We start from the raw sequence: 15,022 nt of genomic DNA on the forward strand, positions 1-15,022 counted from the left end.
TTATCCCTTTTGTAAAAGCTCGCCCGCTCTACGCACATCACCTTTGCCGTAATAGAGAGCTGACAGGGTTTGGCGAACCTTTGTGTCATACGGTGTGTATTTCAGTGCCTCACTGTAATTTGCTAATGCTTCATCTAGGTTATTGCTATCTAGGGCTTTCTGCGCCCTTTTTTGAGCATTATTAGAAAGCTGCTCTGCCGTTAGCTCGACCTGCTGAATCACTATGTCACCTGAGTTGGCTTTTGAGCTTACCTGCTCGGATTTATTACCCGCCACTTTTGGCTGAGAAGATGACTCAACTTGAGCAAGTGCAATGACAGGTTGATTTCTCGTAACAAGGGATAAAGTTTGGTCAGCCTCTGACAGCGCAGAAGGGAGACTTTTCACTTCGGAGCGATATATAGTTCCACCTTGAGTGGTCGCTTTCGCCGTTGGAGAGGGCACATGGTTGTTAGTTGCTGCAGACTCATTAAAAACCGAGGACAGTTCAGGTGCTACTTGCTCTATCTGAGAAGGTTGTTGATAGGAGATCGCCCATCCACCGACACCTAAACTGATCGCAAACGTTCCAACAACCCAAGGCACAACGGAGCGTTGCTTTACGGGTGACACGCGAATCTGCTCAATCTCAGAAAGCTTTCCCCCTTTCTTACGAGCTAATTCAGACAATGCTTGGTTGATTGCACTCATTATTCTCTCCACCCCCAAAATATGGGACGTTTAAATTTTGGTTTTCTGCTGTCGTACGTATCGTGGATTGCGTCATAAAGATGTTCGTTGCAGACCTTTTTCATCACGGCTGCTCGCTACAACCAGTGCTTTGTGACCAATTTGATTGATTAGCCGAGGAATTCCACGGCTTGCGCGCCAGATGGCTTTTTTCTGCTCACTGCTGAACAATTGTCGACTACCGCCCGACTTTTCCAGCCGATTATCAATGTACGCCACCACTTCATTGAGATTCAGCGTGCGAATATAGGCGCTGAAGGTAATTCTTTGACGAAGCTGGCGTAAATGATGCTGCTGCAGCCTTGCCTCTAGCTCTGGCTGACCTATGAGGACAATGTGAAGCAGTTTCCTATCTTCTGTTTCCAAGTTGCCAAAAAGACGAAGCACTTCAAGGGCATCATCAGGCAGAGCTTGCGCTTCGTCGACAAACACCACCACTTGTTTTCCTTCTCTTGCCAGCTCAATCAAACGGCGTTGAATCAACTCGACCAATGTATTGGTGGCGTGCTCTTCAATACCTAACTCGGCAGCGACCGCAACCCGCAGTTCATCGCCATTGAGTGCGGGGTTGGGCAAGTAAACCAACTGAACGTGATCAGGCAGATACTTGACCATCATGCGGCACACCATCGTTTTACCAGTGCCCACTTCCCCAATCACCTTCACCAGCCCCTCTCCAAGCTCCAAAGCGGAATGGACAGTATGAATCGCTTCATAGTGTGGCCCTAAGCCGAGAAAGAGCTCAGTCGAAGGGGTTAGCCCAAACGGTAATTGTTCGAAGCCAAAATAGTCCAAATACATCCGTTATTGCTCGTCAGGAAACCACTCTTGAAGCAAATCTCGAGATCGCTCTAATTCCTTCTGCCACGTATTCACACCAACGACGGTAGGCTTGAGTAGGATGACTAATTCGGTTTTTTGCGTCAGCTTCGACGTATTTCGGAATAAATGCCCCAAGACTGGCACATCACCCAACACAGGCACTTTCGACACTTGATCAACAGTGTTGGACTTCATTAAGCCCCCTATCACGACCACGTCTCCATCTTGTGCTCGAATCACCGAGTCAGACTCGCGAATAGAGCTTCGCGCTAACGGCAAAGTAATGCGCGAATCGCCAAAACCAATCTCTTTCACTTGTTCATTAACATCGATAACTGCGGGGTGGACATGCAACAGCACGTTGCCTTGGTCATCGATTTGTGGCGTCACATCAAGAGAAATACCTGAGAAGAAAGGCGTCAACTCCACCTCAGGAGAAGGCTCTGAGTTGTCACCGTTACCCACGACACTAGAGAGATCGGTAACGAAGTATTCATCAGTACCCACTTTGATGACCGCTTTTTGGTTATTTGACGCCGTCACTCGCGGGCTAGAAAGGACATTCAAGTCACCCTGGGTTGCCATAAAGCTCAATACGGCATCGAAACTGCCGCTTGAGATCACCAAGTTTGATTGCCCACCAAGCAAGGTTCCGATTGCATCTAACCCCGGAAGCACTGCGGGAATAATGCTGCCGCTGGTGTCTTTCACGATCGAGCCCTGACCAATGGTGTAGTTGGTACCATTAGAGCTGAATGCCTTAGACCAATTGATCCCTTGTTGATAGCCATCACTCAAGGTAACTTCTAAAATCTTGGCTTCGAGGATCACTTGGCGCTGCATTCTCTGCTGTGACACGCCTAAAAACTCTCGCACTTCGCGGATTTCATCTGGGTAAGCTCTTACTGTAATCACGCTAGCTTGAGGCGTTACAACCACACTCTGCCCCTCACCACCACCGATCAACTGTGTCACTGCCAGTTGTAATTGAGGCCAAAAATCACTTTCACTGATGGTCTCAATCTCTGTGCCGCCTTTCGCAGAGCTCGTTGAGCGTGAAGAGCTTGAGCTATCAGAAGAGTCAGAAGAGCCGCTGTCGGTATTGGTAATGGTACCGGTAGAGATAGAGGTTAATGAGCGACCTGAACGTTTGAACTGTAGATAGTCAACTGGGATTGTGACGGTGCGCAGGCCGGCTGGGTAGACTTGAATAACATTGCCTGTTTTCACAACATCATAGCCGTACATATCTCTGACGACGTTAAGCACCTCATCCAAAGAAACGTCCGTCAAGTTAACTGTAATCGTCCCAGTCACGTCTGGGTGGATTGCTGCACTAAACTCAGTTCCTTTAACTAAACTGGTGAAAAAAGCTTTCGCTGACACAGCATTCGCCTGAATACGAAAGCGCTTTACGGTGTCGAATGAAGTGGCACTGTCAGAAGAAAGCTCAGGCATCAGGTCTGCTTCAACAGACGCAGGTAATTGCGCTAAGCTACGACTATTCGCTTCATTGATTGCTTCATTCAATGTTTCTTTCGCCTCTATGGGATCTCTGTGCCCCATGGAGCATCCCATCATCGACGCAATCATCACGGCTACGGCGAGTCTACGCATATAATTCCCAATACCTTACTGTTTTATATCCAAAGAAAAGAGTTCTAACGTCCATTGCTTGCCTTTGCGAGACAGCACGACTCTTTCCGATTCAATGTTATTTACGTAGTAGCCACTGACACGCTCCCCCGCCATGACTACTTCTCCATTCAATATTGCTTTGCAAGGCACGTCGGCAACGCAGACAATACTTTGCAGTTTTGGCAGTCGATAACTGACTGGCTTTTTTGCCGGTTGAGCGACTTTTGGCTTCTGCCAATTTAAAGGTGCCGTCGGGTCCTGCTGCGCCCAAGCCAGTGAAGTATTTACAAGCAGCAGAAAGGCAAAAAATCTAACCACCGATAAACTCCTCTCTCGTGCCAAGGGTGTAGACCTCTAGGATCAAACGCGCACTTGGGTACTCTTCGACTTTATAGCTAAAAGTACGCCAATAGTATTTGACTGGCATTGACTCAAGTGACTCTAAGTATTGAACAATGTCAAAATAGCTGCCTGTCAGCTCAATGCGAACGGGATGTAGATAGTAGCCCGAACCGTGATTGTCATTCACGCGGCTCACTATCGGCTCTGCGCGCTGTGAAACCAGAGAAACTAACTTGAGTTTCTTAGACTCTCTGAGAACGCTTTCTAAAAGATTTGCCATTTCACTAGGAGAAATCAAATTCTCGATGATGTTCGATAGCTGTTCTGAAAGTAGCTGACTTTCTGTCACTAGCTGCTTATAGCGCATATTGATCTCTTGATCAGGATCTTTAGAGAGCTTGGCCGTCATCAAAAGCACATCCGCTTCCAAACGTTGGCTATTGAGCTTTGTGGTCGAGATTTGTTGCTCAAGCTGTTTCTTAGCTAAATAAGCCGGTTCCACCAAGAGCGTAAAAAGCCCCAATATAATTGCGACAAACCCACACAATGTGATCAACCACTTTTCTCGAGCAGAGAGCTGAGCAAATTTATCGCTAGCTTGCGACCAATAGTGTTTCATTGCTTATCTCCTCGTGTTTTCAACTCAAAGATCACAATGTCTTGATCATTTCGACCAATCTGTAACTTTTCAAACGTTCGCCCTACTAAGTTGAGCTCTGTTTTAAACTGGTTGATCCAATTCGGGATGACTTGTGGCTCCCTTGCGTAACCTTGCAAATCTAAACCCGTACTATCAATCGTAATTGAGTTTAGTGAGATGTCGTTTCGCCCAAGTTGAGCCAACGAACGCATAACGCCCGAATAGCCCATCTGCTGGGCATCGTCATATTCACTAACGGCTTGCAAAGATTGACGCTTGGATTCTATTTCCTGTTCTAATCTTGCTACCGCTGCCACTTTAGCGGGCGTTGGTTGGTGCTTAGCCAAGCGCTGGGTTAATGTATCCACTTGAAGGCGAAACTCAGATTCCTGAGATTTCAGAGCGGATAGCTCACTACTCAAACCACTCTTTTGGGTGACAAGCACACAATAGGCTCCGCCCAATAACAGAGATGTTATCCCCCACCCTAAAGCAACGTTTTTTAACGTAAAGTGTTCTTTCTTTGGTTTTAAGTGGTCTGGGAATAAGTTAACTGATTTGTCACCAACCGCAGCAACACTCTTGAGCAAGATAAGCCCGGACGGCTCTTCTCCCTCAACGAGTGGCGAGGCTTTGACGCTCAAACGTTCAGAAAGCTCAGTGGCGACCGTGGCTTGATCTTCTTCGTCACAGCACACTTTCATCTGGTGTAATGACGCCGAACGCAATTGGGAAGAGAGATAGTCGACTGAGCGTTGGAGCTCCAACGCCAAGCTGTCTAGCTGCAACGCGCTACTCGCAACCCCAGTCAATGGAGAAGCTACTCCGCGAATCGTTCTTTGGAACGCACACAGGCCATCAACAAACGCACTGACTTTAAATTGCCCTTTGTGGCTCCGATGAAGCAGTAAAAACTGTGCTAGCTCCCCTGCAGAGTGAGCCCACACTTCGTCCTCGACCAATATTCGTGTCAGTTCGATATTAAACTGCCCCAAAGCACTGTTAAGAGCCTCGACCAAGTGACGATTGACGACAAAAACTTGCAACTTATTGCCGATTGGTGACGGGGTAAAATCAGCGATGATGTCGCTAACGCGCTCAGAAATCAGATCTTTCAGAAGAAATGGCAATGCCGCAGAGAGTTCTTCTTCCGGCATCGAGGGCTTATCAATTTGATAGGTTTGATATAGGTTTGCGCTCAGCACGACTTGTACCGACAAATCAGAAACGTCAGCGTCTTTGAGTGCCTTAACTAGGGCATCATGCCAAGACACACCATCGTAGTTGACTTGACTGGGTAGATTACAGCTTGGTAGCGGCGAAAAAAACAAGGCATGGGGTAAAACAACAACCGTAAGTTGCGTCTGTTTGTGAGCGGTTTGCCTGAATTTACCGAATAAGGATTGCATTTTCATTTGTCGTTATTTGTCACCAGCGTTTTCGTCGACCAATTTGTACTTTCTTAAACTCAGCGGTTTGCTTATGCTGAATGTGTTGAGGAATCAGTTGTTTCTCTGATTCAAAATATCGCCCCTGAACCCCATGAACACCAAGCTGAAGCACTGTTTTGTGCTCTTGCTTACTGTCGACCCCGACGGCAATCAGTTTGGTGTTTAAACCCGCACAAGCCCCAAGTAAACTACGAATGAACAACTGGTTTTCATGACGCTGATCGATCTGTTTCACTAAACTTCGATGCAACTTCAAGTAGCTAATCGGTAACTCTTTTAAGTAGTAAGTGCTAACAATGGAGCGCCCAGCTTGACCAACCGCTACTTTACAACCTAGACCAGAAATCATTTTAGCGACAGGTCTCATATAATCGAGATGCTTCACTAAACGCGCTTCAGCAAACTCAAAAATCAGCTGTTTTCGCTGCTCAGTAGACAACTGCAATAGCTCATCACGAAACCATTTAAAGTAGGCTCGGTCGGCAAAAGGGACGACATGCAAATTTATAGAGTAACACATTGAATCCTTAGAAACTTTCAAATAACGCAGGATAGTTCTCAATACTGCTTTGTCTAAGATTATTTCGTAACCAACTGATTCAATTGCTGAATTAAAACGGGATGCTTTGATTACTCCCTTCTCTGGATCGTTGATTCGGGCAAACAGTTCACAGTGCTCTAGTTGGTTATCTTGCTGCTCATCTAACTGGAAACACGGCTGCGAAAAGACGTGCAACTTGTCAGGCTTCAACACTTGATCGAAAAGCGTGCGCCAACGAACGCTACCTCGCTCTTCCTCTGGACTGACATGCTTGTGGAAGCGACTCCATGTGTTAGAGCGCTGCAACTGAGCACTCTTAAGTGCCGTTTCTGATTCATCAATAATTCGACCTTGACTTTCGCCCTCCCGATAGAGACTGACCCCAATGTGAACCCAGTTTTCTGGATCCAGTACGTCGGGAGGCGTAAGACGGGCTAACTGCTTAATACAGCTTGCAGCAATCGCAGAGACTTCTTTGCTCGATAAACTCGGTGCAAAAATAGCGAAATCAGAATTGTAATAGCGAGATAAGATGACATCAGGGTAACGCTGGATGACTGTGGTCAGACTATCTCCGACCTCAATTAAAAAATCATTGGCGACGGTTTTCCCGTACTCTTCTTTGAGTTGCTCCCAATCATCAATACGAATAAGAAGCACACCGCCATGAGAGCCACTTTCTGAAAGCGCTGCTTCGAGCTTGCTGTCGAATAAAACACGGTTTGCGGTACCAGTCAGCTTATCTAGAAAAGTTTGCGAACGAATGAAGGTATCAAAGCGACTGCGTTCTTGACGAGCGTCTCTTAGCTCTTCAATCAATCGATCAAGCGCTTCACTGGCGGTAAAAGGCCACTCTTTAGGATCGCCTTGCGCATACTCTTCAACCCTTCCCGCGAGGATCATTCTGCCTCGCTCTTCCAGCATCTCAGATCCGCTCAGCTGTTCTTTCAGCCATTTCACCCCTTGCATCAAACAGAAGATAATGAGTACCACCGCTAACGTGATGGACCATAGTGCCTGCATCGAATAGCCGTAGCCAATATAAGGAGGGACCGCTTTAAACCGAATTTGATACCCATCGTTGCGTTCGAGTTGATATTCAACTTGGTAAAGCAGTGCAGGGTCCACTTTCGATGACGTATCTTTGAAGCGATAAATAGTACCGTACGTCGATGCTAGCTCCATTTCGACAATGTTCGACGCCTGCAGCATCTTCGGCATCCAGCGTTGCAGTGAATACGCAGCATCCGGATCTTCCATCTCCTTATCTACTACGTTGACGATCCCCTTGAGAGAATGATCTAAGTATTCTTGACCAAGGCGCTTAAACGACAATGTTCCTCCCAAAAAGAGAATGAACATGGCAATAATCACGATCATAGTGACAAAAGCGACCAAGCGGGTACTCAGTTTTAAGGTAGGGGTATACCTCATAGAAATAGAATTCCTTTTCTAATGCAGCTTCAATAAAGATGGTGCTGAGCTACAAGCGGGCATTGGGCAATTCCACGCTATAACGTTAGGGCAATTGATTACTCTAACTATATAAAAAAGCCGCGATTTTCGCGGCTTTTTTTCAGTTCAGGACTCTTAGAATGGGATGTCGTCGTCAAAATCCATCGGCGGCTCATTGTATTGAGGCTGAGCTTGCTGCTGTTGTGGCTGAGAGTATTGCTGTTGCGGTTGACTCTGCTGAGCTGCAGGTTGCTGCGGCTGTCCCCAACCTTGCTGTTGAGGTTGACCCATGCCTTGGCCTGGAGCACCGCCTTGAGCACGGCCACCTAGCATTTGCATAACGCCATTGTAGCCTTGTACTACGACCTCGGTAGTGTAACGGTCTTGACCGCTTTGATCTTGCCACTTGCGCGTCTGCAATTGACCTTCAACATACACTTGTGAGCCTTTACGTAGGTACTCACCAGCCACTTCCGCAAGCTTGCCAAACAGTGCCACACGGTGCCACTCTGTTTTTTCACGCTGCTCGCCTGTCGCTTTATCTCGCCATGTTTCAGACGTTGCGATGGTGATATTAGCGACAGCACCACCACTTGGCATGTAACGAACTTCCGGATCTGAACCCAGATTACCGACTAAAATAACTTTGTTTACTCCACGGCTGGCCATGTTTCGCTCCGTCTAAAAATTTAGGTATATTTGAATAGCCCAATAGCATAACACGCTTTGCTTTTGGGACAAAAGCCTGTCTACGTAATGCCTGATCAATCTTCATCGCAATCCAATGAGCCGCTAATTTTTCGAGAAAAATCAAAGATTATTTTGGGTGAGCGATAAGTTAATTACTTATCCGCTTGAAACTAAACGCAATGATTCAACCTTGATTCGCTCTGATCGAAAAAATCCTTCAAGCTCATTCCATCGATGAAAATCAAAAAGGTTTTATTATGAAGAATAGTTATATGCGTACCATTCATTTCTTGTGTGAAGATAAGAAGGTTACTCATCCGATAGTTCAAAAGATAGAACAAGCGTTAGAGATCAATATCCCCTATATCGAACCGCAAGATCTTATGCTCGCGCTCCAAACGAGCAAACATCGCATTTTGATGATCGACCACCATGACTACTCTCGCCTGAATAATCAGATACGCGATCTTCCACTGGCGAACAAAACCTTTGAAAACATCGTCATTAATGTTCAATGTCGCTTAACCACAGATGAAATCCTCAATTTTGGTCATCTAAAGGGGTTGTTTTATGAAACCGACTCCGTAGAAGTCATCAGTAAAGGCTGTAGCGAAATTATCAACGGACAGAACTGGTTACCTCGCAAGGTCGCCGCACAACTGTTATTTCACTATCGCAACATGGTAGAAACTCAGTCAGCACCAGTTACCGTTGATCTCACCACTCGCGAAATCCACATCTTAAGAAGTTTAATGACAGGTGCTTCCAATAGCCAAATAGCAGAAGACCAATTTATCAGTGAGTTCACCGTTAAATCCCATCTCTATCAGATATTCAAAAAGTTGTGCGTAAAAAATCGAGTACAAGCTGCCGCTTGGGCAAGGCAACACCTGTTGTCTTAATTTTACTACGCACGTAAAATTTCATTACTTTGGGCGAATGGATCGATGATCACTTCGCCCAAAGCATGTTATTGTCGCGTCAGCTAATTTTCGAATAAAAATATATAGGGTTTAACATGATCAAGAAGTGCCTTTTCCCGGCAGCAGGCTACGGTACACGCTTTTTACCTGCCACTAAATCCATGCCAAAAGAGATGATGCCAGTGGTAAACAAACCACTCATCGAGTACGGCGTTGAAGAAGCAATCCAAGCAGGTATGAACGGTATGTGTATCGTTACCGGTCGTGGTAAGCACTCAATCATGGACCATTTCGATAAGAACTATGAGCTTGAGCACCAAATCAGTGGCACCAACAAAGAAGAGCTACTAGTCGATATTCGCGACATTATTGAAAGCGCAAACTTTACCTATATTCGTCAACGTGAAATGAAAGGTCTTGGCCACGCAATTTTAACCGGGCGTGAACTGGTGGGCGATGAACCGTTTGCTGTGGTACTAGCTGATGACCTTTGCGTTAACGAGCAAGAAGGTGTACTTGCGCAGATGGTCGCACTCTTCAAGCAGTTCCGTTGCTCTATTGTCGCGGTACAAGAAGTACCTGAAGATGAAACTCACAAGTATGGCGTGATCTCTGGTGAAATGATCAAAGATGATATCTTCCGTGTTGACGATATGGTCGAAAAACCGGAGCCAGGAACTGCGCCAAGCAACCTTGCCATCATTGGCCGCTACATTCTAACCCCTGATATTTTTGAGTTGATTGAAAATACAGAGCCTGGCAAAGGCGGTGAAATACAAATTACCGACGCTTTGCTTAAACAGGCGCAAGCAGGCTGTGTTCTTGCTTATAAATTTAAGGGCCAACGTTTCGACTGCGGTAGTGTCGAAGGTTATATCGAGGCAACCAATTACTGCTTCGAAAACCTATACCTGAAAGACTCTAAAAAGTCAGAGCTTGGCAAACAAAAAACGACCAAAGAAGAGGCATAAACCGACGCTTCGTTTAAAAGGCAGCTCATCGAGCTGCCTTTTTTATTACTGTTTTTTTATCCAGTATTTCTTTGAACATTTCTCACACTATGTAATACTTAGCTGACTAATTTTTGCATTGAGTGATAAGAATGGATCAGATAGAAGTTCGTGGTGCACGCACGCACAACCTGAAAAATATCAATCTTACGATACCCAGAGACAAGCTGATCGTGATTACAGGCTTGTCAGGTTCGGGTAAGTCATCACTAGCCTTTGATACCTTGTACGCTGAAGGCCAACGACGCTATGTAGAATCTCTATCCGCCTATGCTCGCCAATTCTTATCTTTGATGGAAAAGCCTGACGTTGACCACATCGAAGGGTTATCCCCCGCTATTTCTATCGAACAAAAGTCAACCTCACACAACCCAAGATCAACGGTTGGTACCATTACCGAAGTTTACGACTATTTACGACTCCTTTATGCTCGAGTCGGTGAACCTCGATGTCCAGAGCACCACGTTCCCCTCGCCGCCCAAACAGTTTCACAAATGGTAGATAAAGTGCTTGAGCTGCCTGAAGGGGCAAAAATGATGCTGCTCGCTCCGATTGTCAAAGAAAGAAAAGGCGAGCATGTCAAAACGCTGGAAAACTTAGCCGCGCAAGGTTTTATTCGCGCTCGTATTGACGGCGAAACGTGTGATCTCTCTGATCCTCCAACCTTAGAGCTACATAAAAAGCATACCATCGAAGTCGTTGTTGACCGCTTTAAAGTACGCAGCGACTTACAACAAAGATTAGCTGAGTCATTCGAAACCACACTCGAACTGTCCGGTGGTATCGCGGTTGTCGCACCTATGGACGGCACCGGCGACGAAATCGTGTTCTCCGCAAACTTTGCCTGCCCTCATTGTGGGTACAGTATGCAAGAGTTAGAGCCTCGCCTCTTTTCATTTAACAACCCTGCTGGGGCTTGCCACACTTGTGATGGTTTAGGTGTGCAACAGTATTTTGATCCGGCCCGCGTGATAGTCGATGACTCTCTTAGCCTGGCTGAGGGTGCAATTCGAGGTTGGGATCAGAAAAACTACTATTATTTTCAGATGCTCACATCATTGGCGGACCATTACGGGTTTGATCTGCATACCCCATTCAACGCTTTGCCCAAGAAAACTCGTGACATAATTTTAACTGGGTCTGGGCGTACAGAAGTTGAGTTTAAATACATCAACGACAGAGGCGACATTCGGGTAAAACGTCATCCATTTGAAGGGATATTAAATACCTTGGAGCGTCGTTATCGAGATACCGAATCTAACGCCGTACGTGAAGACTTGGCTAAGTATATCTCTACAAAAACCTGCTCAAGCTGTGACGGAAGTCGACTTCGCTTAGAAGCTCGAAATGTCTTTATAGGCGATACGACTCTGCCAGAAATCGTTGAACTAAGTATTGCTGATGCACTGAACTTTTTCTCTTCGCTACAGTTAGAAGGTCAACGCGCTCAAATCGCGGAAAAAGTGATGAAAGAGATTAATGACCGCCTTCAGTTTTTAGTTAATGTAGGACTCAATTACTTAAACCTTTCTCGCAGTGCAGAGACCTTATCCGGTGGCGAAGCGCAGCGCATTCGACTCGCAAGCCAAATTGGTGCGGGTTTAGTGGGTGTAATGTATGTACTCGATGAACCTTCGATTGGCTTACACCAACGAGATAATGAACGCCTACTAAAAACACTAACTCACCTTCGTGACTTGGGTAACACCGTCCTTGTTGTGGAACATGATGAAGACGCAATCCGCATGGCTGACCATGTCATTGATATCGGCCCAGGAGCTGGCGTTCACGGAGGTACTGTCGTAGCGGAAGGCACAATGGAACAAATTGTAGCGAATCCAAACTCTCTCACTGGCCAGTACTTGAGTGGCACCAAGGAAATTGCTGTACCAAAGGAGCGTACAGCACGAAATCCTAAGAAAACGGTACAATTGATCGGTGCATCAGGAAACAACCTAAAAGACGTTACATTAGAGATTCCTGTTGGCCTTTTTAGCTGTATTACGGGTGTTTCAGGATCAGGAAAGTCAACACTAATCAACGATACCTTCTTTAAAATTGCCCATACCCAGCTTAACGGTGCGACAACAGCGGTGCCCGCACCATACAAAAAAATCAAAGGGCTTGAGCATTTTGACAAGGTGATCGACATCGACCAAAGCCCGATCGGCCGAACACCTCGTTCAAACCCAGCAACCTATACGGGTATTTTTACCCCGATTCGAGAACTATTCGCGGGTACACAAGAGTCCCGCTCTCGTGGTTATAAACCTGGCCGATTTAGCTTTAACGTGCGTGGTGGCCGATGCGAAGCGTGTCAAGGCGACGGTGTTATCAAAGTGGAAATGCATTTCCTACCTGACGTCTATGTACCGTGTGATGTCTGTAAGGGTAAGCGCTATAACCGAGAAACCTTGGAAGTACGCTACAAAGGCAAAACCATTGATGAAGTACTCGAGATGACAGTAGAAGATGCTCGCGAGTTTTTTGACCCAGTGCCTGTCATCGCGCGCAAGTTGCAAACTCTCATTGATGTCGGTCTGTCCTATATTCGCTTAGGTCAAGCCGCTACGACGCTATCTGGCGGTGAGGCTCAGCGAGTGAAATTGGCGCGTGAGCTATCGAAACGAGATACGGGTAAAACCTTGTACATTCTGGATGAGCCAACCACGGGATTGCATTTCCATGATATTCAACAGTTACTCACGGTACTACATCGTCTACGAGACCATGGTAATACCGTGGTCGTCATTGAGCATAACCTAGACGTCATAAAAACCGCAGACTGGATTGTGGACTTAGGTCCGGAAGGTGGTCAAGGAGGCGGTGAAATTGTCGCTCAAGGAACACCTGAAGATGTGTCCTTGGTCGAAGGTTCTCATACGGCAAGGTTCCTTAAGCCTATGTTAAAATAACAATTAATAGTAAAGTAAACAGGCCAGTGTCATTCTCACTGGCCTGTTTTTATTAGGATATGGACCCCATGGCTACCACACACGTTTCCGGGACAAAACTAGCAAAGCAAAAACCAAAGGTACCGCTGAATAAACCCTTCTTGGTCGCATTTGGCGCCATCTACATCATCGCAATGCACTTTTTTATGCCTAACCCTGGAGGGGCTGGGTTGGCGCTTTCATTCAACCCGACCACTTGGCTCGCACTCAGTTTTGCTCTCGCTATTGGCCTTTATCAAGTCGGAACCGAGGGAGCCTTACGTTACAACAAGCTCACGATTGGTTTCTTCATTTGCTGTCTGCTTATCACGTTACCTGTTTTCTATCCAAGTTCGGTTGTGGAGCTCTCTATTGGCAAGTTAACTGGCTTGTGGGCAGGCTATCTTTTGTTCGTAGTCTTGCAACAGTTTCGTTTCAGCAATAAACAGAAGCAGCGCTTGCTATGGTTCATCGTCATCGCCGTTACCATTGAAGCTCTCTTTGGTTGGGTACAATACTTACTGTTAGAGCCCGGCAATCTTATTGGCTACAACACGCTAATCAACCGCCCTTATGGAATTTTTCAGCAGCCCAATGTCATGGCGACTTTTCTCGCAACAGGGCTTGCCATATCAGGCTACCTACTAACGCGACAACCAATTAAATATCAAACCAAAATCAGTGATGTTGCGCTTCTGTATTTAATCCCTGCACTCACCGTCCCCCTACTTATAGTACTTGCGTCACGAACGGGATGGCTAAGTGCGATTCTCGTGATCCTTGGGGTACTACCTTATCTCTACAGATTTGCGACAAAAAAACGTTTTTGGGGTTGGGTTGTCTCACTCAGTTTAGGGGTAATGCTGGGCTTGATACCAAATGTCGCTCAACACAATGTAGATTCACCTAAAAACCTATCGGCTCAAAAAGTAAACCTTAAAAGCCCAAGGGAATACCACATTCCTCAAGCGCTAGATATGCTAATCGAGAAGCCGTTTTCCGGATATGGTTATGGCAAATTTGAGTCTGAATACATTGTCTATAGCGCTCGTCAACATCAACTTAATCCAGAATATCATCCAGGCCTCCCCGCTCTTGACCATCCACACAACGAGCTGTTGTATTGGGGCGTTGAAGGTGGGTTAGTGCCAATACTGGCTATTTTCTTAGCGGCCACTCTAGTATTGATAAGGGTCTATCAAGGTAAAAAAGGCACCCGACTGGCGCTCTTTGCGTTGTTCATTCCAATTGTGCTGCATTCGCAGTTGGAATACCCCTTCTATCACTCGGCCATCCATTGGATCACCTTCATCACTCTACTCTATTGGGTTGACCAAAGAGCCAATAAGTATCGGAGCGTGACCTTTAGTTTTGTTTCTCAAACTGGACTGCGTGTGTCCAGTTTGGTGATGCCCACCTTAGTTAGCTTTTATATGTTGAGTGCCCTGCATACCAATTACGTCCTCACTCAGTTTGAAAAGTCTAACCCAAAAGATCCTGAGATTTTGAATCAAGTCACCAACCCAATTGCATGGCAAGATCGATATGACTGGGACATTTACAGCACCTATCTCAATATTGGCCTGTATAAACATGACCCTGAGTTTATTCAGCCATACATCGACTGGTCACTGGAGATCATCAAAGACAAACCAAGACCCGCTTTCTATAACAACCTGATCTTGGCTTATCAAGGTATTGGCGAAGAAGAGAAAGCGCAGCAGATCCGCAGTGAAGCACAGTTCCTATTCCCAAATCGCGACTTTAGTGAAGTGCGGTATGTTCCACCAAACATCGACGCGCTGACCACAGAGGCAAACAAACCAGCAGAATAAAGAAAGGCGACCT

The 15,022-nt window shown here is 46.1% G+C and carries 11 protein-coding genes and 1 pseudogene; 4 read left to right on the top strand and 8 right to left on the bottom strand.

The features are described from left to right. The 8 genes and pseudogenes from U9J37_RS09535 to U9J37_RS09570 all read right to left on the bottom strand — a co-directional run bounded on the left by U9J37_RS09535 (window position 1) and on the right by U9J37_RS09570 (window position 8,287). Window positions 1-690, bottom strand: coding sequence for a tetratricopeptide repeat protein (locus tag U9J37_RS09535; RefSeq protein ID WP_005472697.1), 690 nt, complete (start codon window positions 688-690; stop codon window positions 1-3). Then, a pseudogene (locus U9J37_RS09540) lies at window positions 690-1,530 on the bottom strand (ExeA family protein). Before U9J37_RS09540 ends, U9J37_RS09535 begins: the two are co-directional and overlap by 1 nt. A 3-nt stretch (window positions 1,531-1,533) precedes the next feature. Continuing rightward, window positions 1,534-3,168, bottom strand: coding sequence for a pilus (MSHA type) biogenesis protein MshL (gene mshL / locus U9J37_RS09545; RefSeq protein WP_043887016.1), 1,635 nt, complete (start codon window positions 3,166-3,168; stop codon window positions 1,534-1,536). 15 nt (window positions 3,169-3,183) lie between these two features. Continuing rightward, complete coding sequence (locus U9J37_RS09550) at window positions 3,184-3,507, bottom strand: hypothetical protein (protein WP_043887017.1); 324 nt, start codon at window positions 3,505-3,507, stop codon at window positions 3,184-3,186. Beyond that, window positions 3,500-4,150 carry a type II secretion system protein M gene (gene gspM / locus U9J37_RS09555; protein WP_005472780.1) on the bottom strand — a complete coding sequence of 217 codons (651 nt, stop codon included), beginning with the start codon at window positions 4,148-4,150 and terminating at the stop codon, window positions 3,500-3,502. The genes U9J37_RS09550 and gspM overlap by 8 nt, the downstream gene beginning before the upstream one ends. After that, a complete protein-coding gene (locus U9J37_RS09560) occupies window positions 4,147-5,586 on the bottom strand; it encodes an MSHA biogenesis protein MshI (RefSeq protein ID WP_043887018.1) in 1,440 nt (479 codons plus the stop codon). The genes gspM and U9J37_RS09560 overlap by 4 nt, the downstream gene beginning before the upstream one ends. Before the next feature lie 13 nt (window positions 5,587-5,599). Then, on the bottom strand, window positions 5,600-7,597 hold the full coding sequence (gene csrD / locus U9J37_RS09565) for an RNase E specificity factor CsrD (protein WP_038140435.1): 1,998 nt from the start codon (window positions 7,595-7,597) through the stop codon (window positions 5,600-5,602). A 156-nt stretch (window positions 7,598-7,753) separates the two neighbouring features. Further along, complete coding sequence (locus tag U9J37_RS09570) at window positions 7,754-8,287, bottom strand: single-stranded DNA-binding protein (RefSeq protein ID WP_038140437.1); 534 nt, start codon at window positions 8,285-8,287, stop codon at window positions 7,754-7,756. A gap of 275 nt (window positions 8,288-8,562) precedes the next feature. Between U9J37_RS09570 and U9J37_RS09575 the strand changes: the two genes are divergently transcribed. From U9J37_RS09575 to U9J37_RS09590, 4 genes are all read left to right on the top strand, one after another. Beyond that, the gene (locus U9J37_RS09575) at window positions 8,563-9,210 is read left to right on the top strand and encodes a LuxR C-terminal-related transcriptional regulator (RefSeq protein WP_043887020.1); all 648 of its coding nucleotides are present in this window, start codon (window positions 8,563-8,565) and stop codon (window positions 9,208-9,210) included. Window positions 9,211-9,326: 116 nt separating this feature from the next. Further along, window positions 9,327-10,202 (top strand): UTP--glucose-1-phosphate uridylyltransferase GalU, encoded by an 876-nt coding sequence (gene galU, locus U9J37_RS09580; protein ID WP_005472668.1) that lies wholly within the window; start codon window positions 9,327-9,329, stop codon window positions 10,200-10,202. A 131-nt stretch (window positions 10,203-10,333) separates the two neighbouring features. Then, the gene (gene uvrA / locus U9J37_RS09585; protein ID WP_005472685.1) at window positions 10,334-13,156 is read left to right on the top strand and encodes an excinuclease ABC subunit UvrA; all 2,823 of its coding nucleotides are present in this window, start codon (window positions 10,334-10,336) and stop codon (window positions 13,154-13,156) included. Between the two features lie 68 nt (window positions 13,157-13,224). Continuing rightward, entirely contained in the window at window positions 13,225-15,009 is a 1,785-nt protein-coding gene (locus U9J37_RS09590) for a PglL family O-oligosaccharyltransferase (RefSeq protein WP_005472637.1), read from the top strand. Window positions 15,010-15,022: the final 13 nt, after the last annotated feature.

It is taken from the genome of Vibrio sp. 16, assembly GCF_963681195.1.
GTDB classification, from domain to species: Bacteria; Pseudomonadota; Gammaproteobacteria; order Enterobacterales; family Vibrionaceae; genus Vibrio; species Vibrio sinaloensis_D.

Coding starts and splice junctions, on each gene's coding strand:
- U9J37_RS09535 (WP_005472697.1), bottom strand. CDS start 690: ATGAGTGCAATCAACCAAGCATTGTCTGAATTAGCTCGTAAGAAAGGG.
- U9J37_RS09570 (WP_038140437.1), bottom strand. CDS start 8,287: ATGGCCAGCCGTGGAGTAAACAAAGTTATTTTAGTCGGTAATCTGGGT.
- csrD (WP_038140435.1), bottom strand. CDS start 7,597: ATGAGGTATACCCCTACCTTAAAACTGAGTACCCGCTTGGTCGCTTTT.
- gspM (WP_005472780.1), bottom strand. CDS start 4,150: ATGAAACACTATTGGTCGCAAGCTAGCGATAAATTTGCTCAGCTCTCT.
- U9J37_RS09590 (WP_005472637.1), top strand. CDS start 13,225: ATGGCTACCACACACGTTTCCGGGACAAAACTAGCAAAGCAAAAACCA.
- uvrA (WP_005472685.1), top strand. CDS start 10,334: ATGGATCAGATAGAAGTTCGTGGTGCACGCACGCACAACCTGAAAAAT.
- galU (WP_005472668.1), top strand. CDS start 9,327: ATGATCAAGAAGTGCCTTTTCCCGGCAGCAGGCTACGGTACACGCTTT.
- U9J37_RS09560 (WP_043887018.1), bottom strand. CDS start 5,586: ATGAAAATGCAATCCTTATTCGGTAAATTCAGGCAAACCGCTCACAAA.
- mshL (WP_043887016.1), bottom strand. CDS start 3,168: ATGCGTAGACTCGCCGTAGCCGTGATGATTGCGTCGATGATGGGATGC.